General features: G+C 68.8%; 24 protein-coding genes. 17 read left to right on the top strand and 7 right to left on the bottom strand.

The annotated features are described in order from the left end of the window. Positions 1–143 precede the first annotated feature (143 nt). Positions 144–608, top strand: coding sequence for a hypothetical protein (locus AB0J93_RS09570; RefSeq protein ID WP_363919959.1), 465 nt, complete (start codon positions 144–146; stop codon positions 606–608). Continuing rightward, the gene (locus AB0J93_RS09565) at positions 605–817 is read left to right on the top strand and encodes a hypothetical protein (RefSeq protein ID WP_363919957.1); all 213 of its coding nucleotides are present in this window, start codon (positions 605–607) and stop codon (positions 815–817) included. Before AB0J93_RS09570 ends, AB0J93_RS09565 begins: the two co-directional genes overlap by 4 nt. Before the next feature lie 26 nt (positions 818–843). Here the strand turns inward: AB0J93_RS09565 and AB0J93_RS09560 are convergent, their stop codons facing one another. Then, a complete protein-coding gene (locus AB0J93_RS09560; protein ID WP_363919954.1) occupies positions 844–1,356 on the bottom strand; it encodes a hypothetical protein in 513 nt (170 codons plus the stop codon). A gap of 75 nt (positions 1,357–1,431) precedes the next feature. Continuing rightward, complete coding sequence (locus AB0J93_RS09555; RefSeq protein ID WP_363919952.1) at positions 1,432–1,791, bottom strand: metalloregulator ArsR/SmtB family transcription factor; 360 nt, start codon at positions 1,789–1,791, stop codon at positions 1,432–1,434. A 25-nt stretch (positions 1,792–1,816) separates the two neighbouring features. On the opposite strand from AB0J93_RS09555, the gene AB0J93_RS09550 reads away from it, so the two are divergent. Beyond that, positions 1,817–2,314, top strand: a complete 498-nt coding sequence (locus AB0J93_RS09550) for an SRPBCC family protein (protein ID WP_363919950.1) — start codon at positions 1,817–1,819, stop codon at positions 2,312–2,314. Positions 2,315–2,377: 63 nt separating this feature from the next. On the opposite strand, the gene AB0J93_RS09545 is transcribed toward AB0J93_RS09550, so the two are convergent. Then, positions 2,378–2,719, bottom strand: coding sequence for a helix-turn-helix domain-containing protein (locus tag AB0J93_RS09545; protein WP_363920243.1), 342 nt, complete (start codon positions 2,717–2,719; stop codon positions 2,378–2,380). Between the two features lie 169 nt (positions 2,720–2,888). Here AB0J93_RS09545 and AB0J93_RS09540 point away from each other — a divergent pair, with 169 nt between their 5' ends. After that, positions 2,889–3,704: an NAD(P)H-binding protein gene (locus tag AB0J93_RS09540; protein WP_363919948.1), complete on the top strand. Its 816-nt coding sequence runs from the start codon at positions 2,889–2,891 to the stop codon at positions 3,702–3,704. Positions 3,705–3,761: 57 nt separating this feature from the next. On the opposite strand, the gene AB0J93_RS09535 is transcribed toward AB0J93_RS09540, so the two are convergent. Then, a complete protein-coding gene (locus AB0J93_RS09535; RefSeq protein WP_363919945.1) occupies positions 3,762–4,979 on the bottom strand; it encodes a MalY/PatB family protein in 1,218 nt (405 codons plus the stop codon). Between the two features lie 195 nt (positions 4,980–5,174). Here AB0J93_RS09535 and AB0J93_RS09530 point away from each other — a divergent pair, with 195 nt between their 5' ends. Then, the gene (locus AB0J93_RS09530) at positions 5,175–5,723 is read left to right on the top strand and encodes a hypothetical protein (RefSeq protein WP_363919943.1); all 549 of its coding nucleotides are present in this window, start codon (positions 5,175–5,177) and stop codon (positions 5,721–5,723) included. 9 nt (positions 5,724–5,732) lie between these two features. On the opposite strand, the gene AB0J93_RS09525 is transcribed toward AB0J93_RS09530, so the two are convergent. Next, positions 5,733–6,500 (bottom strand): phosphohydrolase, encoded by a 768-nt coding sequence (locus tag AB0J93_RS09525; protein WP_363919940.1) that lies wholly within the window; start codon positions 6,498–6,500, stop codon positions 5,733–5,735. 83 nt (positions 6,501–6,583) lie between these two features. On the opposite strand from AB0J93_RS09525, the gene pglW reads away from it, so the two are divergent. Beyond that, a complete protein-coding gene (pglW, locus tag AB0J93_RS09520) occupies positions 6,584–11,008 on the top strand; it encodes a BREX system serine/threonine kinase PglW (protein WP_363919938.1) in 4,425 nt (1,474 codons plus the stop codon). A 210-nt stretch (positions 11,009–11,218) separates the two neighbouring features. Continuing rightward, the gene (locus tag AB0J93_RS09515; protein ID WP_363919936.1) at positions 11,219–12,160 is read left to right on the top strand and encodes a DUF559 domain-containing protein; all 942 of its coding nucleotides are present in this window, start codon (positions 11,219–11,221) and stop codon (positions 12,158–12,160) included. A 48-nt stretch (positions 12,161–12,208) separates the two neighbouring features. On the opposite strand, the gene AB0J93_RS09510 is transcribed toward AB0J93_RS09515, so the two are convergent. Then, positions 12,209–12,487 carry a hypothetical protein gene (locus AB0J93_RS09510; RefSeq protein ID WP_363919934.1) on the bottom strand — a complete coding sequence of 93 codons (279 nt, stop codon included), beginning with the start codon at positions 12,485–12,487 and terminating at the stop codon, positions 12,209–12,211. Then, complete coding sequence (locus AB0J93_RS09505; RefSeq protein WP_363919932.1) at positions 12,484–12,762, bottom strand: DivIVA domain-containing protein; 279 nt, start codon at positions 12,760–12,762, stop codon at positions 12,484–12,486. The genes AB0J93_RS09510 and AB0J93_RS09505 overlap by 4 nt, the downstream gene beginning before the upstream one ends. 316 nt (positions 12,763–13,078) lie before the next feature. Here AB0J93_RS09505 and AB0J93_RS09500 point away from each other — a divergent pair, with 316 nt between their 5' ends. The 10 genes from AB0J93_RS09500 (at position 13,079) to AB0J93_RS09455 (ending at position 23,981) form a co-directional block, all read left to right on the top strand. Next, positions 13,079–13,318: a winged helix-turn-helix domain-containing protein gene (locus tag AB0J93_RS09500; protein WP_363919930.1), complete on the top strand. Its 240-nt coding sequence runs from the start codon at positions 13,079–13,081 to the stop codon at positions 13,316–13,318. A 71-nt stretch (positions 13,319–13,389) separates the two neighbouring features. Continuing rightward, positions 13,390–16,974 carry a BREX-2 system adenine-specific DNA-methyltransferase PglX gene (pglX, locus tag AB0J93_RS09495; RefSeq protein WP_363919928.1) on the top strand — a complete coding sequence of 1,195 codons (3,585 nt, stop codon included), beginning with the start codon at positions 13,390–13,392 and terminating at the stop codon, positions 16,972–16,974. Then, on the top strand, positions 16,971–18,164 hold the full coding sequence (locus AB0J93_RS09490) for a hypothetical protein (RefSeq protein ID WP_363919926.1): 1,194 nt from the start codon (positions 16,971–16,973) through the stop codon (positions 18,162–18,164). The genes pglX and AB0J93_RS09490 overlap by 4 nt, the downstream gene beginning before the upstream one ends. 98 nt (positions 18,165–18,262) lie before the next feature. Continuing rightward, positions 18,263–18,886: a hypothetical protein gene (locus AB0J93_RS09485; protein WP_363919924.1), complete on the top strand. Its 624-nt coding sequence runs from the start codon at positions 18,263–18,265 to the stop codon at positions 18,884–18,886. Between the two features lie 90 nt (positions 18,887–18,976). Next, on the top strand, positions 18,977–19,390 hold the full coding sequence (locus AB0J93_RS09480) for a YbaB/EbfC family nucleoid-associated protein (protein ID WP_363919922.1): 414 nt from the start codon (positions 18,977–18,979) through the stop codon (positions 19,388–19,390). After that, positions 19,380–19,697, top strand: a complete 318-nt coding sequence (locus AB0J93_RS09475; RefSeq protein ID WP_363919920.1) for a type VII secretion target — start codon at positions 19,380–19,382, stop codon at positions 19,695–19,697. Before AB0J93_RS09480 ends, AB0J93_RS09475 begins: the two co-directional genes overlap by 11 nt. Beyond that, positions 19,694–20,932, top strand: coding sequence for a hypothetical protein (locus tag AB0J93_RS09470; protein WP_363919918.1), 1,239 nt, complete (start codon positions 19,694–19,696; stop codon positions 20,930–20,932). Before AB0J93_RS09475 ends, AB0J93_RS09470 begins: the two co-directional genes overlap by 4 nt. Continuing rightward, the gene (locus tag AB0J93_RS09465) at positions 20,929–21,306 is read left to right on the top strand and encodes a hypothetical protein (RefSeq protein WP_363919916.1); all 378 of its coding nucleotides are present in this window, start codon (positions 20,929–20,931) and stop codon (positions 21,304–21,306) included. Before AB0J93_RS09470 ends, AB0J93_RS09465 begins: the two co-directional genes overlap by 4 nt. Before the next feature lie 162 nt (positions 21,307–21,468). Then, on the top strand, positions 21,469–23,658 hold the full coding sequence (locus AB0J93_RS09460; protein WP_363919914.1) for an EAL domain-containing protein: 2,190 nt from the start codon (positions 21,469–21,471) through the stop codon (positions 23,656–23,658). Further along, positions 23,655–23,981 carry a hypothetical protein gene (locus AB0J93_RS09455; protein WP_363919912.1) on the top strand — a complete coding sequence of 109 codons (327 nt, stop codon included), beginning with the start codon at positions 23,655–23,657 and terminating at the stop codon, positions 23,979–23,981. Before AB0J93_RS09460 ends, AB0J93_RS09455 begins: the two co-directional genes overlap by 4 nt. Positions 23,982–24,112: the final 131 nt, after the last annotated feature.

Here is a 24,112-nt window from a genome sequence, read left to right as displayed (position 1 = left end):
TGCCGGTTCGTGCGGCCCGCTCGACTCTGGCGATCAGGCGGCTGTTGTGGGCGGCGTGTCCGAAGCCGGCGAGCGCCAGGTGTCATCCCGGGTCGACGTGAACGAGACCCGGTCGCGGAAATGATGGAAGTGGAGGGATCGTCATGAGCGTCGCTGCCACTGTCGGCGGAGTGCTGGCGCTGCTCATCGCGGTGGCAGCGCTCATCTACCTGAGTCGTCGGCGCGCCGCGCCGCACGCCCTCGGCCGGTCGTTGCGACTGCTCGCGCTCGGGGTGACGCTGGGGATCGTCGTCGCCGTGCTGCCCGCCACCGTGTCGGACAGCGGCCCCGCCGCCGGCTACCTGCTGGGTGTGCCGACGGTCGCCGCCCTGTTGCCCCTCGGCGCAGACCTGGCGGGCCGCGCGGTCGGTGTCACGACGACGCTGGCGGCGATGGCGATGCTGACCTGGGGGCTGCTCCTCGGCCTCGGTGACGGCGTCTATCTCGTGATTCCGGCCCTGATCCTCGGTGCGGCCGCCATCGCGTCGATCACGCCACGGCGCGGGATGCCGTCGCCGACCGCCGGAACCGGACCGCAGGGCGGTCGTGAAGGCCACCGGAGCCCGTGACATCCGCTTCGCCGCGGTCGATCGGGGCGCTGGTCGCGCTCTCCATCTCGGCGTTCTGCTACGTCGCCATGGAGATGCTGCCGATCGGGGTCCTGTCGCTCATCCCCACCAATCTGAACGTGTCGGTGTCGCACACCGGCCTGCTCGTCACCGGGTACGCGGGCACCGTCGCGATCGCTCCCGAGATCGACAAACTGGTCGGGAAGTGACCGGTCAGCATGCCTGCCGATGCTGTTCAGGCGGGCAGTTCGGGGAGAGGGCCGGCGGTGACAAGCGCGGCGAGCGTGAGCGGTTGGTCGCCGTCGCTGTGCCCGAGTACGAGGGCCAGGCGTCGGTCCGGCGCCTGGTCGGGCGTCCAGACGTGCAGGTCGCCGTAGAGATCCTGACGAAGTAGTGCCTCGTAGACCGGCGGGCGGTCCGCCTGTGGGTTCCGGATGAGGTAGTCGACGGTGAGGACCCGGTGTGGGCCCCATTGCCCGTCCAACGTCCGGGCCAGGGTGTCCAGGTGCCGGTCACCGGCTTCCAGTTGCTCGGTCCACTCCGGGTCACGCAGGCCATTGAGGTCCGGGCCCTCCCACAGCGGCACGAGGACGAAGCCGGCCGCGCGGGTGGCCAGCCATTCGCCGGTGTGCGGGTCGGATTCGACCGAGGTGGGGCTGCCTTCGGACGGTATCGGTCCGGTCAGGAGCGCCGCGACGGCCCCGAGGGCCCGGGACACATCGAAATCAAGGCCACGTACGACAGTCACCGCACCCATCTTTGCCGCAAGTCGCCGAATTGCCCAGGGGGTACTGGCCAGCGGTGATCGAAGCGGCTGCCGCGACTACGGCGTACCGCTTTCGAGGTCGCTCTTGAGGGCGGCCAGCATGCCCACCGCGGCGCTGGCGTAGTCACCGATCCACCGGTCGTGGATGTGCTTGATCGGTAGTGGGTCGAGATGGTTCCACCGCTCGCGGCCCTTGCGCTGGGCGATGACCAGCCCGGCCGCCTCCAGCACCCGCAGGTGCTGCATCACCGTGCAGCGGTCCAGGTGCGGGAACCGTTCGCAGAGATCGCCGGTGGTCCGGGCCTGGTCCTTGAGCGAATCGAGGAGCTGCCGCCGGGTCGACGATGCCAGCGCCTTGAAAACGCGGTCCTCGTCGACCGGCTCCGGGCTGGCGCGTTCTCCACCACGACTCGACATGTTATAAAGATACAACATGTCGACGATGCGAGAGGGGACCGTCATGGACCTGCGATTCAAGATCGCGGGACGGATCAGCCGTCCGGTGCACGAGGTGTTCGAGGCGGTGGTCGATCCCGACCAGCTCTCCCGGTACTTCACCACCGGTGGCGCGAAGGGCCGACTGGTCACCGGTGCCACCGTCACCTGGGATTTCGCCGACTTCCCCGGAGCCTTCCCGGTCGAGGTGGTCGAGGTGGAGCAGGACCGGCGGATCGTGCTGCGCTGGGAGGCGGCCGACGGTGCCCAGTCCACAAACGACGAACCGGTCGCCGGCGCGTCCTACTTCACCACCGTCACCATGGAGTTCGAGTCACTCGGTGCCGATCGGACCCTGGTCACCATCGCCGAGCAGGGGTGGCGACCCACTCCGGAGGGCCAGGAGGCCTCGTACGGCAACTGCCAGGGCTGGACCCAGATGCTCTGCTGCCTGAAGGCGTGGCTGGAACACCGCATCAACCTGCGCGACGGGTTCTTCGCCTGACCGTGCCGCGCCGGTCGGCCACGCCGGCACGGGCCGGGTCGGCGCGTCGACGACGCCGCGGGGTCATCGGATCTCGTGGCCGGGGTGTTCGCTGTCGTAGTCCTGTCGGGCCTGGGCGATGGTGTCGCGGTGCTGGAGGGACCAGTCGGTGAGTGCCTTGACGAGGTGGGTGAGGCTCGCGCCGGTCTCGGTGAGGCGATAGTCGACCCAGGCGGGCACGGTGGGATAGACGGTACGACGCACGAGGCCGTCTCGCTCCAACCGGCGCACCGTGAGGGTCAGCATCCGCTGGGAGATCCCGTCGATGGCGCGCTGGAGTTCCCGGAAACGCCGCGGTCCGCCCGCGAGTTCGACGATCACGAGAACCGACCACTTGTCCCCGATCCGGTCGAGGACGTCGCGGATCCCGCAGTCGGGGTGATCCGCCTGCCCGCAGGGTTCGAGTTCGGCGGCGCGGTGGGTTACCTCCGTGTGCGTCGGTGACACGAAACTGCCTCCTTGTGGGCCGAACCAGGCCGATTCAGGATTCCCACTGTAGTTACTGAGAAGAACCACAGTGGGAGACTGAACCGAAATGATCATGGTTACGGGCGCGAACGGACAACTGGCCTCGCTCACGCTGCGGGAACTGGCCGAGCGGGACGTGCCCGCCCTGGGGGCCAGCCGCACCCCCTCGGCCGCACAGCGTCACCTCGACTTCGACGAACCCGCGAGCCTCGAGCTCACCGGTGTCTCGACGCTGGTCCTCGTCTCGGCCGGGTACGCCGAGGACGACCGGGTCATCGTTCGTCACCGGGCTGTTCTCGACGCCGCGATCCGCGACGGCGTGAGCCACGTGGTCTACACCAGCCTGACCGGTGTCGGGGACCACCTCGGTTTCGCGCTCGCCCACCGCGCCACCGAGCGGATGATCAGAGCGAGCGGGCTCGGCTGGACCGTCCTGCGCAACGGGCTCTACGCCGAACTCTTCGGTGCGCTGCTGACCTGGGTGCCCGACGGACTGGAATCGGCGTTCGGCGACGGCGCGCTCTCCGCGGTGGCGCGAGCGGATCTGGCCGCCGCTGCGGCAATCGTCGCAACCGACGCGACCGCGCACGCCGGCCGGATCTACGACCTGGTCGGCGACCAGATCACCGCCGCTGAGATCGCTGAGCATCTCGGCGTCGCGCACCGCACCATCGGGCTGGACGAGTACCGCGCACAGCTACTCGCCGATGACACACTCCTGCCGTTCCAGCCGCCGATGCTCGCCTCGATCGCCACAAGCGTGCGGCACGGCTTCCTCGACAACACCAGCCCCGACCTCGGTCAACTACTCGATCGACCGCTCATTGCCCCGCTCGCCGTAGCCGCGAAGGCTGCCGCCGCGATGCAGCCCGGCGCGCACTGACACCCGCGGATCATCGCGACGGCCGCCGCGACACCGCCAACGTTCCGGGACACCGCACTAACCGGCCGGCGTGTGGTGCTCGGTGACGGCGCGGCCCATCCGGGTCACCGCCTCGGTCAGGATGTCCGGGGAGGTGGCGAAGTTGAGCCGTACGAAGCCGGCACCGCCGGTGCCGAAGACATGCCCGGAGCTGAGGGCGACCCGCCCACGGTCGAGGAACAGCCTCGCCGGCCCGGCGACGTCGGTCACCACACCCGGCTCGTCGCCGACCGGGCCGCTGTCGATGCCGAGTGCGGCGCAGTCCAACCAGGCGAGGTAGGTGCCCTCGGGACGGTGGTACCGGATGGTCGGCGCGTGCCGGGCCAGCAACACCCCCAGCAGCTCACGGTTGTCGTCGAGACCGGCCAGCAGCCGGTCCAGCCATTCGTCGCCGTCGCGGAAGGCGGCGGTGTGCGCGATGACGCCGAGATGGCTCGGCCCGTGGCTGACCTCCTCCGGGATCCGTCGCAGGTCGGCGACCGCCTGCCGGCCCGCCACCACCAGCGCCGACTTCAGCCCGGCCAGGTTCCACGCCTTGGAGGCGGACAGCACGGCCAGGGCGTCCTCGGCGCCGGGCACCGTGAGGTACGGAGTGAACCGCGCCCCGGGCAGCACCAGCGGAGCGTGGATCTCGTCGGAGACCACCCGCACCCCGTACCGGCCGGCCAGGTCGGCGACCGCTTCGAGTTCGTCACGTCGGTGTACGACACCGGTCGGGTTGTGCGGGTTGCACAGCAGCAACACCGCCCGGCGGCCGTCCGCGCGGGCCAGGCGGAACGCCTCGTCCAGCGCCGCCAGGTCCATCCGCTGGTCCGCACCGAGCGGTGCCTCGATCACCCGCCGGTCGGCGTGGCTGACGAAGGCGTAGAACGGCGGGTAGACCGGTGCGCAGACCACGACCGCGTCGCCGGGAGCGGTGAGCAGCCGGAGCACCTCGACGATGCCGAGCATCACGTCCGGGACCAGGGTCGTGCGGTCGACCGGCAGGTCGGACCACCCCCACCGCCGGGCCGCGAAATCGCCGAGCGCCTCGGCGTAGTTCGTTCCGCAGGCGTATCCGGTGTCACCGCGCCCGACCGCGTCGTGCAGCGCCTCGGCGACGGGCGCGGCCAACGGCACGTCCATCTCGGCCACCCACAGGGGCAGCACGTCATCGGCGTACTGCCGCCACTTGACGCTTGTGCGTCGTTGTAGTTCGGCCAGGGACAGCTGGGTCAGTGGATTCACCGTCGTCACGGCCGATCAGGGCTTGCGGGCGACGCGCGGTACGTCGGGCTCAAGCTTCGCGATGACGTCGGGATCCGGGCTGGCCATGCCGGGCTCCTATCGGAGGGGTCGTCTGAAGGGGCCTAGATCACCGCATCGTACCCACAGCAGATCCACTCTCGACGTATGGACGGTGGTTGCCGGCTGCTGCCAGGCTGTCCGGCCATGGACGGAATCGCTGCGCAGCTACCCGCACTACTCGGCGTGCTGATCGGCACGATCGGGACGATCGTCGCCACGTCGCTGGCCGACCGGTCACGGTGGCGACGCAACCAGACCGTACGCTGGGACGAGCGCCGGCTCGACGCGTACGTCGAGTTCGCCCGTGCGCTGAAGGAGACACACACCATCGCCAGTCGGCTGATCGGCGGCTACCTGGAGCGGGACGCCGCACTCGCCGCGCTCGCGGAGGCCGACTTCCGGCACACGCTGGCCTGGGAGAACGTGCTGCTGCTCGGCGACGCGCCGACGGTGACGGCGGCGCGGGCGTGGCGGGACAGTGTCTGGGAGGTCGAGCGGCTGGCGCGGGACGGGCAGGCCGATGCCGACCGGCCCACGTTGCTGCACCGGGCCAACGAGGCACGGGACGGGTTCTACCGTGCCGCCCGTGGTGGACTCGGGGTCGGCGGCGGATCGGTGGCCCAGGCCGAACTGCTGGTGAGCAGGCTCAAGCTCCAACCCGACGCACCGACCGGAGCCCCAGCCGAACGGTGACCGACCGGCTCAGGCGGGGTGGGCGGGCTGGTCGAGGATGGCGCTGAAGCGTTGCTCGGCCAGGTCGAGCTGGTCCAGGATGTGCCGCTTCACCGGCTCGGACAGGGGAGTGTCGGCACGGGTGACGAGGTCGCGGTACACCGGCACCAACGGGCGGTACTTGCGGGCCGACGACTCGACCTTCGGACCCACGGAATGGATCACCCCGACGCCGTTGTCGGTGAAGTCGGAAACCTTGATGACCCGCGCCCAGGGCTCCCCTTCGAGACTTGCCGCCACATGCTCCCGGTACTGCTCGTACCGGTCGCGCCCCGGATCCCACGGCGGGTTGGTGACCGCCGCGACCAGCCGCGCCACCCGTACCCCGAACCGCTCGGCGAGCACCACCAACGCCGCGTCAATCAGTTCCTCGGCCAGCTCCCCACCGCTGCCCAGCTCCCCACCGCTGCCCAGCTCCCCGCCGCTGACCAGCTCGGCGGGATGGTCCTCGACGGCGTCGTGCAGCAGCCCGGCGACGATCACGTCGACGTCGCGTACCTGGTAGTGGTGCATCATCCGGATCGCCACCCGGAGCAGATGATTGACGTACGGCTCCCGGGACCGCCGATCGTCGCGATGCAGCCACCCGGCCAGCTCAAGCGCCTCGTCGAGCCGGCCACGCTCCTCGTCGCCGAACTCCTCGATCTCCAGCCGGAACCGCTCCCGCAGCCCGGCCTCGCCGTGCATCTCGGTGATCGCGTGCATCGGCATCGTGGCCAGATACGGCGGCAAGTCCATCCGTCCCTTATATCGGATCACCCCCACCTTTCGGTGGACCGGCGACGCCCGCCGCTGTCGCCCGCTGAGCATAGGATCTGCCCATGCAGGAGGGCCGGTGGACGACGATCACCCCGTCGCAGTTCACGCACGAGCGGGAGGCACTGGCGCACGTCCAGACGCTGCTTCCCGACACCGAGCCCTACCGCGCCTGGTCGAACTTCACCTTCACCGCACAGACCGGGCATCCGTACGAGGTCGATCTGCTCGTCGCCGCCCCCGGCGGCCTCTATCTCGTCGAGATCAAGAGCTGGTCCGGGCGGCTGACCTCCAGCGGTTCGAACTGGCTGCTGCACGGCCCGAACGGCACCCGCACCTTCGACAACCCGTTGCATCTGGCCGACGCGAAGGCCAAGAAGCTCAAGTCCCTGCTCCAGGTCGCCGCGAGCCGCCGCCGGGGCCAGGCGGTGCGGATTCCGTTCGTCCAGGCGGCGGTCTTCCTGTCCAAGCCGGGGCTGACGATCGAGCTGTCGGAGCATCACCTGCACGGCGTCTACGGTCCCGAGCCCGTTGTGGGCCGTGACGGCAAGCTGGATCCGATCACGTCGCTGCTGCTGCGCCAGCCGGACGACGAGCGGCGAAGGGTCACCCGGGAGGTGTCGGCGGCTCTGCCGGATCTGCTTGCCGATGTCGGGATCGCTCGCAGCCGCCGGCACTACCAGGTGGGCGCGTGGGAGCTGGAGACCCGGCCATTCGACGTCGGACCGACCTGGCAGGATCACCGGGCCCGGCACCGTGACCTGGAGCGGGAGCACCGCCGGGTACGGATCTACCTGGTTGAGCGCAACGCCGCTCAAGCGACGCGGGCCAGCATCGAACGGGCCGCCCGGCGCGAGATGTCGGTGCTGCACGGCATCAGCCATCCCGGCATCGTCCAGGCCGACTCGATGGAGCAGCACGAGGCCGGGCCGGCGCTGATCTTCCGGCACGATCCACGGACGATCCGTCTCGACCATTACATGTCGCAGTACGGCGAGCGCCTCGACGTGCTCACCCGACTCGCCATGATCCGTCAGCTCGCCGAGACGGTGGCGTACGCGCACCGCCGTAAGCTGCACCATCGCGCCCTGTCCGCCCGCAGCGTGTTGGTCGCTCCCGGGCCACGGCGGCGCGGCGGTAGCGAGGACGAGGCGTGGCTGACGCCCCGACTGCTGGTCAGTGACTGGCAGGCGGCCACCCGCGGCACCGACACCAGCGGCAGCGGCGACCCGATCACCCCCTCCTCACACGCTGCGGACCACATCGAGCGTTCGGCGGAGGCGTATCTCGCGCCGGAGCTGACCGCGCCGAATCCGGACGCGGTCGCGATGGACGTCTTCGGCCTCGGCGCGTTGGCGTACCTGATCCTGACCGGCCAACCCCCGGCGGCCAAGCGTCCGGAGCTGCTGACCCGGCTCGCCCGCGACAACGGGCTGCGCGCGGCATCGATCGCCGACGCGATCAGCACCTTCGCCGACGAGATGATCCAGGCGGCAACGGCCCCGGTGCCCATCCAGCGACTCACCACGGTCGCCGAGTTCGTCGAGATGCTCCAAGAGGTCGAGGACGAGCTGACCGCCCCGCCACCCACCTCGACCCACCCGCCCGAACCGGCACCGGACCAGGTCGATCCGCTGGAGGCGCGCGGCGGCGATCGGGTCGGCGAGTGGAAGATCGTCCGCAGCCTCGGCACCGGCTCGACCTGCCGGGCGTTCCTGGCCTTCAACGAGCGCACCCGTCGCAACGAGGTGCTCAAGGTTGCCCTCTCCGACGAGAAGGCCGCCCGCCTGGCCCACGAGGCCCGGGTGCTCGGCCCGCTCACCGACTCCCGGGTGATCCGCCTGGCCCGGCCGGAGCCACTGCAACTCGGCACCCGCACCCTCGTGGTGCTGGAGCACGCCGGCGACCACACCCTTGCCCGCAAGCTGCGTGACGACGGCCGACTCACCGTCGACGAGCTGGAGACCTACAGCGACTACCTGTTCGGCGCCCTGGACTACCTGGAGGGCGAGGGCGTCTACCACCGCGACATCAAGCCGGACAACATCGCCATCCGCATCCGCCCGAACCGCACCCGCCAACTGGTGCTCTTCGACTTCTCCCTGGCCGGCGTCTCGGTCAAGGAACTCGCCGCCGGCACCCCGCGCTACCTGGACCCGTTCCTCGGCACCGCGGCCCGCCAGGTCTACGACAAGCACGCCGAGTGGTACGCCCTGGGTGTCACGCTGCACGAGATGGCCTCCGGCGAGCTGCCGCTGTGGGGCGACGGCGGCACCGAGCCGCAGCTCACCGAGGGCCCGCCGGTGCTGGCAGCGGAGGCGTTCGACGCGGCGATCCGCGACGGCCTGGTGGAGTTCTTCCAGCGGGCCCTGCACCGCGACCACCGTCGTCGGTTCGCCTCGCTCAAGGAGATGCGTGACGCCTGGCAGCAGGTGTTCCGTCGCTCCGACGCGAGTGCCCCGGTCGGTAGTGAGCATCCGGAGATCGAGGCAGAGGAGCCCGACGAGCAGGCCGCCGAGAAGGCTCGCGAGGAGGCCGCGGCCAAGGCCACCCGCGCCACCTCGCTTGAGGCCGCCGGGCTCACCCCACGGGCGGTGTCCGCCGCGCACCGGGTGGAGGCCACCACCGTCGGCGAACTGCTCGCCGTCGGTAACAACACCTTCGCCACGCTGCCCGGTCTCGGTGCCCGGACGCGCAGGGAGTTGCAGCGCCGGGTGAAGCAGTGGCGGACCCGGCTGGGGGAGCGGGAAACCATCCCCACCTCCGCCGCCGCCCGTAAGGCGGCCACCGCCGAGGTCGCCACCGAGACGACAAATGCCGGCGGCGACACCGATCTGGTACGCGTCGGCCTCGACGCCATCGCCGCGCTGCTCGTGCCGGCCAAGAACGGCCGTAACGCCGCCGAGGTGGAAGCCACCCGGCTGCTGTTGAACCTGCCCGACACCACCGGCACGCTGCCTCCGCTGCAGCTGTGGCCGCAGCAGCCACAGGTCGCCGCCGCTGTCGGCGTCACGTCCGGCCGGATCGCCCAGATCCTCGGCAAGCAGCGCAAGCGTTGGCAGGGCATGCCGGTGGTGGGCAGCGTGCGTACCCAGATCATCGAGCTGTTGCGCGACGGTGGACGGGTGATGGGGGTCGCCGAGCTGGCCGAGGCCCTGCTGATCAGCCGCGGGTCGGTGCGCACCGGCGATGACCTGCGGCTCGCGGTGGCGGTCGCCGCCGTGCGGGCGGCCGTCGAGGTCGACGCCATCGAGGAGGAGCCGCGCCTGCTGCTGCGGCGGCATGGGCGCGGCGACATCGACGGCAAACCGAATCCGCGTGGCGACCGGCTGCTCGTGGCGCTCGAAGCGGGCGAGGACGACGGTCCGGACGCCCCGGCCGCGCCGGCGCTGCTCGACTACGCCGACGCGCTCGGAAAGGCTGCCGACGAACTCGCGGCCAGCGAGGTGTTGCCCAGCGCGGCGACAGTGCTGCGTACCCTCGCGGCCGTCACCCCGCCCGGCGGTGTGGCCGACGCTGTCGACGACCGGCGGCGCGTGGTGCTCGCCGCCGTGGCCTCCGACCAGGCCGCCGCGACCGCCCGGCTGGAGCTGTATCCGCGCAACCTCGATCCGGTCCGCGCGCTGCGGCTCGCTCAGGCCGGCGTGGTACCGCCGGCGACCACGCCCGAGGGGCGGCGCGGCCTCACCCCGGAGCACGTCATCCAGCGGGTGGCCGCCCGTTTCCCCGAGTTGACGGCACCGCTACCGTCCCACCCGAAGCTCGACAAGCTGCTGGCCGAGGCCGGTTTCGAACTGCGCTGGGATCGCGACCGATACCTTCCACCCCCACCGCGCGCCGGCTCGTCCTCGATGTCGATCGTCCAGCGTCGCCCGTCGGCCACGAACGCGCCGAGTCGGTGGGAGGCCGAGTCGCCGGAACTGGCGGCGGCGGTGCGGGCCGAGGAGCGGCTGACCGGCGCCAGGTCCGCCGGCGGGTTCCGCGCGCTTACCGTACGCCTCAACCGGTACGCGCTGGCCCGCGAGGAACTGGCCCGACGCTTCGACGCCCGGCCGGTGAACGTGGCGGCGGTGTTCCTTCGTGAGCTACGCGGCCTGGTCGACGCCCGACCGAAGCCAACCTGGGAGACGGTGCTGGGCGCAGACATCGCCGAGCCCGGCTCCCGGGCAGCCATCAAGCTCGGCGAGTACGTCGAGCAGGCTTGGCAGCTGGCGATGCCCTCGTTGCGGGCACACCTGCGCGTCGACGCCGGGCCGGTGCTGCTGCACGACGCGGCGGTGTTGGCCCGCTACCGGGCGATGGAACGGCTCCACGAGCTGGCCGAGGCGGCTCGCGGCGGTGAGGGCGACGTCTGGTTGCTCTGCCCCATGGACGACCCCGGGGTGCTGCCCAAGCTGGACGGTGCGGTGGTGCGGGTCGGCGACAACGAGTGGATCGCCCTCCCAGACGCCTGGGCCGTCAACGCCCACCGCAGCACCGTGACCGCCTGACAGCTCCCCCGACCGTGCACCTCCTTGATCGTGGCAGTGTGGCTGTCCGCCACGCCGCCACCTGAACAGTCACACCGCCACGATGAGGCGCGATGCGCGCCATAGCAGATGGTGGCGGGTGACGGGAGTTCGTCCACAGCGGGGTCGTTGTCCACAGGTGTAGCGCTTCGTCGTAGCGGGAGGCTGGCCGCGGGCGGCACGGTCGGTGGCATGGACGCGGTGTTGGCGGAACTGGTGAAGCGCGGGGATGGGCTGGTGACCCGATCCATCGTCGAGCAGGTCGTGCCAGAGTGGATCCTGCAACGGGCGTGCACCAAAGGTGAACTGGTGCGGGTCCTGCCCGAGGTGTTCGCAGCAGCGCCCCTGCTGAAGGATCAGAGCGTTCCGCCGCTCAGTCAGATCGGCCCGGCCCTCGGTCGCCGTGCGGTCGCCGCCTGGATTCGCGGGCGCGGCGCGCTCAGCCACCTCACTGCCCTCGACGTGTGGGGGCTGCGCCAGCAACTGCCCGGGGACCTGTTGCACGTGAGCACGCCAGCCGCCAGCGGCCTGCGAAATTGGCCCGGAGTGAGGGTCCACCGACGCCGACACCTCACCCTCGCCCCGCCGTCGGTGGTGGTACGCCAAGGGCTGCCGGTTACCACCATCGAGCGAGCCCTCGTCGACTCCTGGCCGATGCTTCCGCTGGGCGAGCAACGGACGCCGATGATCAGGGCGGTCAACAACCGGCTGACCACCCCCGGTCGCCTGCAAGCTGCACTCGACGAAACGGCGCGGGTGGCTGGCCGAGTAGCGCTGCGGACGCTGCTGACCCGGCTCGCCGAGGGCTGCCGCAGTCCGCTGGAGATCTGGGGGCACGAGCGGGTCTTCACTGGCCCTGGAATGCCGGCGTTCCAGCGGCAGGTGCGAGTCCGGCTCGGCCAGCGCAACGTCTACCTCGACCTCTACGCCGAGTCGGAACGCGTCAACATCGAACTCGACGGTGCCACCACCCACGGTGATCCACGACAGCGCGAGATCGACCTGCGCCGTGATGCACAACTGGCAGCCCTCGGCATCCTGGTCGTACGCTTCGCCCATCGTCGGCTCGTGTGCGAACCGGAGGCCGTACGCCGAGAAACCCTCGCCATCCTGGCCAGCCGCCGGCCGGTGTGATCACCAGAACGACGCACTCGTAATGCGCAGGTCGACGGAGTGACACGTTCAATTGGCCGCCGAGCGGGCGACCGGCCGTGCCGGACGTGGACGCGCGGTGGCACTGGTAGCCGGCCGAAGGCCGGCGAGTCGGACGTAGAGTTCGCGTTTGGCGGTGGCGTTGCCGCGCCGGTCGATGACGTACCCGGTCAGCCAGATCCAGCCGTCGTAGGCATGGCGGTCGCTGGTCGAGACGACGCGCAGGGTCAGTGCCCGGCCTCCGGCGAACTGCACCGAGGCGCGACCGTCTACCCGGAGCAGGTCGCCGGGGGTCGGGCGCTCGGTCACCAACGGCCCTGGTTCGGTGGTCGGCAGTGCCGGGCGTGCATCGACTGCCAGTCGCGCAGCGCCCGCTTGAGCCGCTCGTTCTCCTGGGCGACCGTACGGAACTGCCGGTGCAGGTCGGCCAGCTCGTCGGCGACCGTGGCCTGGAACTCGCGTACCTGATCGGGATCGACCCCACGGCGACGCGGGGCGAACGTGCGGGTGCGTACCTCGTGCGGGGTCAACCGGGCCGGGTGGCCGGTCCCGTAGGGCTGGCCACCTCGATACACCTGGGCCACGACGGTCCTCTCCGGGGTAGTCGGGAGCGCGGAGGGTCGGTGCGGTGGTGCGTGGAAGGGCGGGCCGTGCGTGGCCGGCGTCCGCACGGCCCGCCCGCTCGGTCGCCGCAGCCCAGTTCGGCGGTACGACGACAGAGCAGTTCATTGGGTCGGGACGGGCACGCGCACCCGCCCCGACCAGGGGGATGAGCCGAACTCGTTGCCACGCGAGGATCAGCTCCGGATCAACCATATATGCCTAAGTGACTAATGGCAACGCTCGGTTGTCCGGCCAGCGCGTGGCGTGATCAAATAGGCGTGCCACGCGAGGAGTGCCATGCCACAGACACCGGACTACATCCGGATCTCAGACGAGATCGTTAGCGACGTGCGGAGCGGGAAGGTTCGGCCAGGGGAGAAGCTGCCTTCGATCGCCGACATGGGTGACCGTTTCGAGGTCAGCTCATCGACCATCCAGATGGTCTACGTTCGACTTGAAGCGCTGCGGGTGATCCGGCGACACCAGGGCAAGGGCATCTTCGTGACCGATCCGAAGACCTGGATGCGGGAGCCGTAGGTAGCGGCTCGGCGACGGGATTGGCCCTTACGGGTAACCCGTCCCGTGAGCGGGACGACTAGAGTCGTCGCGTGGTCGACCGGAAGCTGCTCTTGTCGGACCTGCAGAAGCAGGTCAAGAACCTGGAGAAGGACCTGCGGGAGCAGGCCGAGACGGTCGGGGAGGTGCGCTCCCGGCTGCGTGGCGAATACGACCACGCCTTCAAGGTGGGCCGTACCGCCGCCACCTGGACAGCCTGGCGCGACGAGCGGGTGACGCAGGTCGCCGTCGCCTGGGTGCTCGGCACCGTCTTCGTCCGCTTCTGTGAGGACAACGGGCTGCTGCCCGACCCCTACCTGGCCGGGCCGGGCGACCGCCTGGTGCTGGCCGAGGAAGCCGAGGCGCAGTTCTTCCGTGACCGGCCGGAGGAAACCCTGCGTGGCTGGCTGGAACAGGGCTTCGACGCCATCGCCAGCACCCAGGCCGGCAAGTCACTCTTCGACAAGCGGCACAACCCGCTCTACCAGATCCCGCTCTCCCACGACGAGGCGAAGAACCTGATCGCCTTCTGGCGTCGACGCGGCGAAGCTGGCGGCCTGGTGCACGACTTCACCGACCCCGAGTGGGACACCCGCTTTCTCGGCGACCTCTACCAGGACCTCTCCGAGGCCGCCCGCAAGACCTACGCCCTGCTCCAGACCCCCGAGTTCGTCGAGGAGTTCATCCTCGACCTGACGCTGACCCCGGCGATCGAAGATTTTGGCCACGACGTGGTCAAGATGATCGATCCCACCTGCGGCTCCGGCCACTTCGTCCTCGGAGCGTTCCACCGGCTGCTGAAGGAGTGGGAGCAACACGCCCCCAACCGCGACCCCCACGAGCAGGTACGCCTCGCCCTCGACGCCGTCCACGGCGTCGACATCAACCCCTTCGCCGTAGCCATCGCCCGCTTCCGCCTCCTCGTGGCCGCTTTGAAAGCCTGTGGCTTGAAGACGCTCGCCGACGCGCGGCCTTATGCCTTCCCGTTTCACCTTGCTGTTGGTGACTCTCTTATTCGGGACCAGCAACTTGCTCTCATTGATGAAGACGGCAAACCGATGGCTGCATTCCACTATGTCACAGAAGATATTCAGGAACACGGTCCGATCCTGCAGGAAGGGCGCTACCATGCGGTGGTCGGAAATCCTCCCTACGTTACCGTTAAGGATAAGCGCCTTAACGAGATTTATCGCGGTAGCTATTCGGCCTGCCACATGCAGTATGCCCTGTCTGTTCCGTTTGCTCAGAGGTTTTTCGAGCTTTCACAGCCTCCTCGTCACGGGGTTAGGGGAGGCCGGGTTGGCCAGATTACTGCAAACTCGTTTATGAAGCGCGAGTTCGGCAGGAAACTGATCGAGGATTTCTTTCGGGATAAGGTCGCGCTAACGCACGTAGTGGACACCTCTGGTGCCTTCATCCCTGGGCATGGCACACCGACTGTCATTCTTGTTGGCGAGCGTCAGGGGGAAGGCAGTCCGCAGTCTATCCGAGCGGTCCTCGGCGTTCGAGGTGAACCAGGTATCCCGGCTGTCGCAAGGGAGGGTTTTGTCTGGCGGGCCATCGTTGACCAACTGGACCGTCCTGGGTCGGAGAGTGCCTGGATTAGCGTCCTGGATATGCCTCGCGCTGCCCTGACAAAGTTCCCTTGGAGCCTGAGCGGTGGCGGGGCCGGAGAGTTGCTCGCGGACGTTGAGCGGAAGTCGGCAAAACTACGCGGGGCCATCGATTCGGTTGGGCGCACAACGGTGGTCGGTGAAGACGATGCGTGGATCATTCCAAACAATTCGGCTGCCAAGCGTCTTCGGGAGGATTCATACCTTCGCCAATTCGTGGTCGGAGAGTGTGTCAAGGACTACTGCCTCGAATCCCCGCCGCTTACTCGCTCGCCCTACTCGAATCGGGGGAACACCGCCGTTGTTGGTGCCGATCATCGCCTGCCGTCGTTTTCGTTATGGCCCATGCGGCGGCTGCTCCAAGCACGGATGATCTTCGGGCGGACCATAAGTGAGCAGGGTCGCCCGTGGTACGAGCATCTTGAGAACTACACGAGCAAGCTTCGCTCTCCGCTTTCGATCTCTTATGCCGAAGTTTCTACACATAACCGCTTTGTCCTAGACCGAGAGGGGAGACTCTTTAAGCAGACCGCACCCGTAATCAAGCTCGCGGATGACGCCTCGGAAGAGGATCACTTGCGGCTGCTGGGAGCGTTAAATAGTTCGACCGCTTGTTTTTGGCTGAAACAGGTCTGCCACGACAAGGGCATTCGTGGTGAGGGCGGTGGTTTCACCAGCGATGACTGGGAGAGGTTCTACCAGTTCAGCAGCACTAAGCTGGAAGAGTTTCCGCTGCCTTCGGCGTACCCCCTTGAACTGAGCCGGGAGATTGACGGGCTGGCGCGGCGGCTCGCGGCGGTGAGTCCGGCGGCGGTGGCGGGGTCTGGGGTGCCGACGCGGGAGCGGCTGGATGCCGCCGCCTACGAGTGGCATGCCACCCGTGGGCAGATGATCTCCTTGCAGGAGGAGCTGGACTGGCAGGTCTACTCGCTCTACGGGCTGCTGGACGAGGACCTGACCGCGCCGGAGAGCGTCCGGCCGCCGATGCTGGCGCTGGGGCAGCGGGCGTTTGAGATCGTCCTCGCTCGGAAGATGCGCGACGAGGGGTTGGAGACACAGTGGTTCGCGCGGCACGGGTCGACGCCGATCACGGAGCTGCCGGCGGGCTGGTCGGACGAGTACAAGGCGATCGTGCAGCGGCGGATCGCGATCATTGAGGGTAACCGCAACATCGGGCTGATCGAGCGGCCGGAGTGCAAGCGGCGGTGGGCCACCGAGGGCTGGGACAAGATGCAGGCCAGGGCGCTGCGGGACTGGCTGCTGGACCGGTGCGAGGCGCGGGAGCTGTGGTACCACCACGTCGACGGGTTGGAGCAGCCGCGCCCGCTGACCACCGCACAGCTCGCCGACGAGCTGCGCCGTGACCCTGACGTGCTCGCCGTCGCCGAGTTGTACGCGCCCGGTCAGGATCTCGGCAAGGTGGTCGCCGACCTGGTCGCCGACGAGCACGTGCCGCACCTGGCGGCGCTGCGCTACAAGGACTCCGGCCTGAGCAAGCGTGCCGACTGGGAGCAGGTGTGGGACCTGCAACGGGCCGAGGATGCCCTGCCCGACGAGGCGGCGAAGCGGGAGTTCCGCAAGCAGATCCCGGTGCCGCCGAAGTACACCTCGGCGGACTTCGTCAAGGCCAGCTACTGGAAGCATCGGGGCAAGCTCGACGTACCCAAGGAACGTTTCGTGTCGTACCCGGGGGCCAGCCGCGACGGTGACCCGTCGCTGCTGGTCGGCTGGGCCGGCTGGGACCATCGCGAGCAGGCCCAAGCCCTCGCCACCCTGATCGTCGCCCGCGAGCAGGAAGACGGCTGGGCCACCGACCGCCTGCTGCCGCTGGTCGCGGGGCTGCGCGAGATCCTCCCCTGGGTACGCCAGTGGCACGGCGAGTTCGACGCGGAGTGGGGTGCCTCGCCGGCCGACATCTACGCCGGCTTCCTTGCCGAGACGACCAACCGCCTCCACCTCACCGACGAGGCGCTGACGTCGTGGCGCCCACCCAAGACCACCCGAGGCCGCAAGGCCAAGGTATGACGAGGGAAAGCAACCAGGCCGACTGGTGGAGCACGGCGGACGTCAACGAGCTGACGGGTCTGCTGGCCGGGCGGATGCGCTCCAGGTTATGGCAGCACACCGAACCCGGTGAGTTGGCCGCATGGGTGTTCGACACCCCGGAGCCGGCCTCGCTGCTGTCGGCACCGGCCCTCCTCGATGGTCACTGGCGCGACGGACTGGACGAGCGGCAGCAGTTGTCCTGGGCGCTCGCCGGGTGGGTTCTGCGGACGGCCGTACCGGAGGTCCGGGCAACGGCGGGCACTCACTGGCTGCTGTCCCACGTCCGGGAGGCGGGCCTGCGACGGCTGCGCTTGACGGTCGGTCCCGTGGCCTTCCTGCGGCTCAATGAACACGGTGACGAGGTGCGACTCAGGCTTGCCCTGGCGCCCCTGCATGCCGCATTGCAGGCCGGTGCCCTGAGCGATGAGGAGTGGGAAGATCGGGGCATCGCGCTCCCGGAGGACACGACCAGGACGTACGAAGAGGAAAAGATCCTGGTCCGTTGCCCCGACGTGGAGACCACGCTCTGGCTGCTGAAGCAGTCGCCCGTCATGGTGGCCGCCCGGATGCTTGCCGCTCGGCTGTCGACCAGGGCCTTTCCTTTTCATGAGGACTATCGTCCGGAGGTCGCGGCGCGGGCGTGGGTAGCCGCCGAGGATCTGCTCACCCGGGAGGTCACTGCGCCCGCGACGGCCGGAGGCCCACGCGGCTTCGATCGGCCGTACCGCGGATCGGCTGTAGCCGCCGCTCTGCCCACCCAGCGGTCGTTCGACGCGGACGCCTATCGCGCAGGGGTGAGCGAGCACGACCGACTGTGCCGGGCGGTGATCGACCATCTGGAAAAGGGCGGCACACAGGTGGGGACCGGGCTGCACGCTGTGCCCGTGGACCTGGCCTGGCGCAACAACAACGGGCGACAGGTCATCGCCGAAGTGAAGAGCGTCCTGGACGGGAACGAGATCGAGCAGCTGCGACTCGGCCTCGGCCAACTCCTCGAATATCGTCACCGCCTGGCGACGTTGAATGTGCCGGTCACGGCGGTGCTTGTCGTGTCCCGGTCTCCTGACCCGATCTGGCGGGACATCTGTGCCGACAGCCGCATCACGTTGCTCACCATGGACGATCCATCGTGGGCAGCGGACCTGGCGGCAGTCATCGCCCTGTCGTAGTAGCCAAACCGCCGAGGGATCAGAGCCATCGGTGGTGTTGGAACTTCGGCGGACTTCGCTACGGTCAGCGCCCAAAGGTTGAAGTTGAGGGAGCTGACGTGGCCAAGCCGGGTGGGGTGTTCTGCGTTGAGGGTCTATGGCACGACAACCTCACCGACCGTGGATCCGTACTACCGACCCTCGAACTGCTGGAGCGGCTGGGCGTCCTCCGCTTCATCCACCGTGACACCGCTACCCCCCAGGAGCTTCGCTACTTCCTGGACCGATGGCTGTCCCGCAAATACGCCGCCTATGAGGTCGGCTTCTTCGCTCTCCATGGGTCACCCAGCGAGGTTCACCTGTCCGATTCGTACTCGGTCAGCCTCACGGAAGTCGCTAGCTGGATGTCGGGCCGTTGCCTCGGAAAGCGCCTCTACTTTGGGAGTTGCTCCGCCCTACGTGCCTCCGAGAGCGCGCTCCGGGAGTTCTTGGAGGAGACGCAGGCATCCATGGTGTGTGGGTTTACGAAGAAGATCGACTGGATCGAGTCCGCTGCCTTCGAAACGGTGATCCTCAACAGGCTCGTGAACGGCGGAAAGGTCAACAGCGTAGAACTGCTGGCCCGGTCGGCGCGCTGGTCGGCGCTAGCGCAGCACCTAGGATTTCGGGTCGTCTACCGACACAACGACCTTCGTCGACTTCCGGCGGCAAGGTCGCCGGAAGAGTTCGATGCTCTCCTGTGATGGGATCCGACACAGGCTAGCTCCCGCCCAGGTCCGTGGCTATCGTGGCGCCATGGGGGAGCGGCGCTGATGGATGCATCTTCCGACAGGATGGCAGATTCGGCCGAGGAGTGGACCCGATCGTGGGCGGCGTCCATGTCGGAGCGGGCCGCGCAGGCGCAGGAGATGTCGCAGCGGGTCGCTGGCCTGTCAGTCTCTGCCACCGGCGGTGATGGGGCGATAGAGGTGACGGTCGCTGGCTCAGGGATCGTCACCGACCTGCGGATCGACGACCGGTTGTCGAACTGGTCCGGGGCGAGGATCGCGGCGGAGATCATGACGACGATGCTCCGGGCCCAGGGCCGCCTGTCCGGAGCGGTGGCCGAGATCGCCGCCCAGACCGTCGGCGCCAACTCCGAGACCGCACGCGCGATCGTGGCGAGCTACGCCGAGCGCTTCCCCGAGGTCCGTGACGACCGCGAGCAGGGACGCGACGACTCGCGGCGGGAGCGCGGTGGCTGGTGAGGCGGGCTTCGAGGTCGAGAGCCTGGCGCTACGCCGGCACGCCAGCAGCGTCGACGAGGTCGCTGAGACGGTCGATCGGAGCCGCCGGGCAGCCGGATCGGTTCAACTCGGCCGGCATGCGTACGGTCGGTTGTGCCAGCTCATCCCCAGCCTGCTCGACCCGGTCCAGCAGGCCACGATCAGCGCGTTGAGCGAGGCCACCGACGCATTGCAGCGTACGGCTGATGACCTGCGTGCCACCGCGAGCCAGTACGAGAGCGGTGATCAGGAGGTCTCTGCTCTCTTCGGTCACGGAGCCGGGCGGTGAGCGAGCCGACCAACCCGCTCATCGCACCCCGCCAGGACAGCACCACCGCGCTCAGCGGCGTGTTCATCGCCGAAGACATCGACGGTCTGCTGGCAAGCTACGCCGGGGGCGGATGGATCGACACGGCGATCGGCGGGTTCGCCGTCTCCATGGACGCCCTCGCCTTCGTGACCGACCCGCTGGGCCAACTCGTCGCCTGGGGTGTGGGCTGGCTGATCGAGCACGTCAAACCGCTCTCGGACGCCCTCGACGAACTGGCTGGCGACCCCGATCAGATCACCGCGTACGCCCAGACATGGCGCAACGTCACCGGCGCGGTCGCGGACTCCCGTGTCACCCTCGGCGACGCCGTCAACCGGCAGGTCGCCGGCTGGGCCGGCGCCGCATCCGTCGCCTATCGGCGGCACAGCCAGGAGCAGCAGGCCGTATTGGACGCACTCGCCCGGGCCAGCAACGCCCTGTCCGAGATCACCACGGGTGCCGGGCTGCTCGTCGCTCTGGTCCGTGAACTCGTCCGCGACCTGATCGCCGAGTTCGTGTCGGTGCTGGCCGTACGCCTGTGGGTGTGGCTGGCCGAGGCCGGTGTCACCCTGGGGTTGGCCACTCCCTGGGTTGTCACCCAGGTCACCGCCCTTGCCGCCAAATGGGTGGCGCGCATCACCCGGCTGCTGCACGGCCTGATCAGCAGCCTGCGTCGGCTGGCGCCGATGCTGCGTCGCCTCAGCCGGCTCATCGGTGAGTTGCAGGCCACTCTCCGTCGTCTCACCGACCGGGGGTCGGCGTCACCGCCGACAACCGCTCGCGACACGCACCTGATGCACTCCGATGCCGACCCGCTGAGAAAGTGGGGCGCGGCCCGCGAGACCCATCCGGAGCAGTGGGATGCCGCGATTCAGGAGGCGCGCGAGCTGGGTGTCGAGATCACCTTCCGGGAGGGCGGATTGGCGTACGGACCCAGCCCGTCACCGGGGCAGCCAGGGCACCTGATTCTCGACCCGGACGCCTCGTACGGTGCGTTGCTGCACGAGATGCAGCATCTCCGCGAGGACCAGGCCGCAGGCTGGGTCGGGATGAGAGGCTGGTTCGAAGACCCGGTGGTGCGCTACGAGAACGAGGTGCGGGCCTACCAACAGGAGATCCGATACGCGGAGTCCATCGGTGACCGCGACTCCGTCGAGCGACTGCACCAGCTGATCCGCGAAGAGTACGCAAAGATCTTTGGAGAAGAACCATGACCGTGCCCCAGCCGCCGAACCTCACACCACCTCCGGTGCGGCAGATGGGAAACGCGGAGCTGGCGGAGTTGGCCAGGAGCGGTGGAGCGTACCGGGGGAAGGCCGTGTTCGAGCTTGTCGACCGCGCCGGCAGAGACGACGACGCGGCGACCAGGCTGGGCGAGCTGAGCAGGCTCACCGCATTGCGCGAGGACCGGGTGTTCCATTCGGTGTCGCTCGCCTGGGCCGCCATCATCGGGTTGCTGGCCACGGAGACGCCACACGCGCGAAGGGTCGCCTACGCCGCGTTCGCGGCCCTGCCGGCAACCGACCAAGCCGACCTTCTCGCGTACGTCAAGGCTGAGCGCATCGAGGACGCGCATCCTCGCCTCTGATCGCTCGGCCCGGGCGACGGTGTGGTGCTTGGACACCCCAGCGGGTCGTTTGACGGAAATCTGACGCTGCGCCGTCTCGTGAGTGAGACCCGATAAGGTCACCTACGGCGTTGACATGGATTCATATTGTGACCGCGCGACGGTTCGCCTCGGGGGTGTGCGATGGCGCCGAGCAAGCGACAAGCCGTCCTGATCGGAGTCAACCAGTGCGGCTACGACGTGCAGCTTCCCGCGCTGCGGTTCGCCGAGAGCGACGCGCAGGACCTGCGGGCCGTGCTGCTCGACCAGGATTACGGCACCTTCGACGACGGTGCCGTCAAGATGTTCATCGGGCCAGACGCCACCTGGCGTGAGATCAAGGCCTACCTGCGCGAGATCGTTGTCGGGTCCGGGCCGTCGGATGTGCTCCTGGTCTACTTCGCCGGCCACGCGCTGGTGCCGGAGTGGAACGACCAGCTCGACGCGTACCTGGTGACCGCCGACCTGGACCCGGAGGTGCTGCCCCGGGAGCCGGACAACGGGCTGCGGATGTCGTTTCTCAAGCAGGACGTGTTCGAGGCGTTCGCCGGCACGTCGTTCCTGGTGCTCGACTGCTGCCAGGCGGGCATCTACGCCGACGCCGACCGGCGACACGCCGCGGCGATGCACACGTACCGGACCCAGGTCGACCGGCACAGCGCCCTGCTCGCGTGTCCCCGGGGCGGTGTGGCCCGGGAGAGTCCGGAGTACGGGCACGGTGTGCTGAACCATCACGTGCTGCGGGCGCTGCGCGGTGACGCGGCGGACGAGGGGCGCCGAGTGTCCTTCGCCCGGATGGCGGCCTTCGTGGCGGAACAGGGGATCGACCCGCGGCCCGCGCAGTGGGTGAAGACCTACGGTCCAGCCACGCCACTGACCCAGCCGCCGGTGTCCCGGCACGACCGGCAGGCGCTCAACACGCCGGCGAACCCCGGCATCATCCGTCCCTGCAAGAATCCGCTCGAGGACCACGGCAACTCGATCATGCAGTTGCTCGGCCGGATGTTTCGTGGCCTGAATCGACCGAGGTACCACGCCCAGCAGGGCGGCCCCGCCGAGCGGGTGGAACTGATCCGGTACGCCGTCGACGCGGATTCGGTGGCGGTGGTGGAGTTCATCGGCGACGACTTCCGGGTGATGGACAAGACGGCGCGGTTCGACCGGGATCTGTTGCGGCCGATGCTGGAGCTCGCCGCAGACGAAGCCGTGCAGTACCGCACCTCGATGCCGGGCCATGTGGTCTCCGACGGTGGCCGGCGACGGATGCTCTGCGTCCCGGTCAAGTACGTGGACGAGCGGGTCGTCGCCCTCGCCGTCGTCAACCCAGCCCCCGCGCAACTGGAGATGGGGGAGCCGCTCGCGGTGATCCTGCGCGCAGTGTGGGACTCCGACCCGGTCGACGATCCCGTCGAGTCGGAGATGACGGTGATGACCGCGCTGCGCATCGCGTTCGGACGCCTGCCCGCGCCGGTGTACGAGTACGCGTTCACCATCTACCAGAAGCTCATCGACTCCATGACCATGGTGTTCCAGCCGGTGGTGGAGCTGAGCAGGCACCCCGCTGGAGTAGGCGTGCACAGCTTCGAGGCGCTGGCCCGCCGCAACGAGCGGGAGATCAGCGCACCGCTCGCGGCGCTGCGCATGGCGTACGACTGGGGCGACCGCTTCATCATCGAACGTGACGCTCTGCTCGTGTCGAAGGCCATCCGGTCGTACGCCGAGGCCGCCGGTGCCGCAGGCTGGCAGGGCATCAAACCGCTGTCGGTGAACGTCGCGGTCCGCTCGCTGCTGCGCGACGCCTACCTGCAGCAGGTGAGCAAGGCGCTCACCGAGGCGGACGTCAACCCCGGGACACTCACCCTGGAGATCTCCGAGCAGGATCCCATCGAGCCGGGGCCGGGCGAGGACTGGCCGCAGAAGCCGCTGGACTACTTCCACCGCAGGCTCACCGCACTGGCCAGGAAGCTGCACATCAACTTCGCCGTCGACGACTTCGGGGTCGGACACGCGTCACTGGCGCGGATGGCCGAACTACGGCTCACCCAGATCAAGGTGGACCGGGCTGTGCTGCACCACCCGCTGGCCGTGGACGAGCTGCGGCTGGTGGCGCAGGTGGCGCGCTATGCCAGAGATCAGGGAGACGCGCCCCACCCGCGTGCCGTCGTGGTCGAGGGCTACGACGACGAGGCACCGGTCAGCCTGCGACAGATCTGGGATCTCGGCATTCATCACGTGCAGGGATACTTCTGCGGCGCGGTGGCCAGTGCCAGTCTGCATCCCTTGGACGGGGACATGCAGGAGCAGATCGCCTCGCGGGTCAAGGGAGAACGATGAGCGTCGTCAAACTGCTACTGCCAGCCGAGGTGCTGGACGAGGTCGACCTGCCGTACGAGGGTGTTCGTGGCGTAGGCGTCGTCATCACGCTGGCAATGGAGGGGGTTGCCGTGATGGCCAATCTCGCCACCCTGGCTTCCGTGCAGCCGCAGTTGGGCGCGCTGGTCACCGCGATCAGAAACTGGCGGCTGCGGGACGAGCGCCAAGTGGTCGTGTTGACGGCCAAGGGGCCGGGCATCGACATTCGCCTGGACCTGCCGCGAAACGTGGACACCGCCATGCTGCTCGACTGCCTACAGCCGCTGTTCGACGGCCGAGAGTGAGATGTCCCTGCCGCTCTTGACCAGTGACAGTCTTCGGATCACGTCCGTTCCGGCTCGACGGTCCGATGGAGGGTTACGTGGCGCAGCAGGCGGCGCGTTTGTCGGGCATCGGATTGCGGAGCGTAAAGGTT

This window comes from Micromonospora sp. NPDC049374 (genome assembly GCF_040677165.1).
Taxonomy (GTDB): domain Bacteria; phylum Actinomycetota; class Actinomycetes; order Mycobacteriales; family Micromonosporaceae; genus Micromonospora.
The sequence above is the reverse complement of the archived record's forward strand: the minus strand, read 5'-3'. Positions and strand labels throughout refer to the sequence as shown.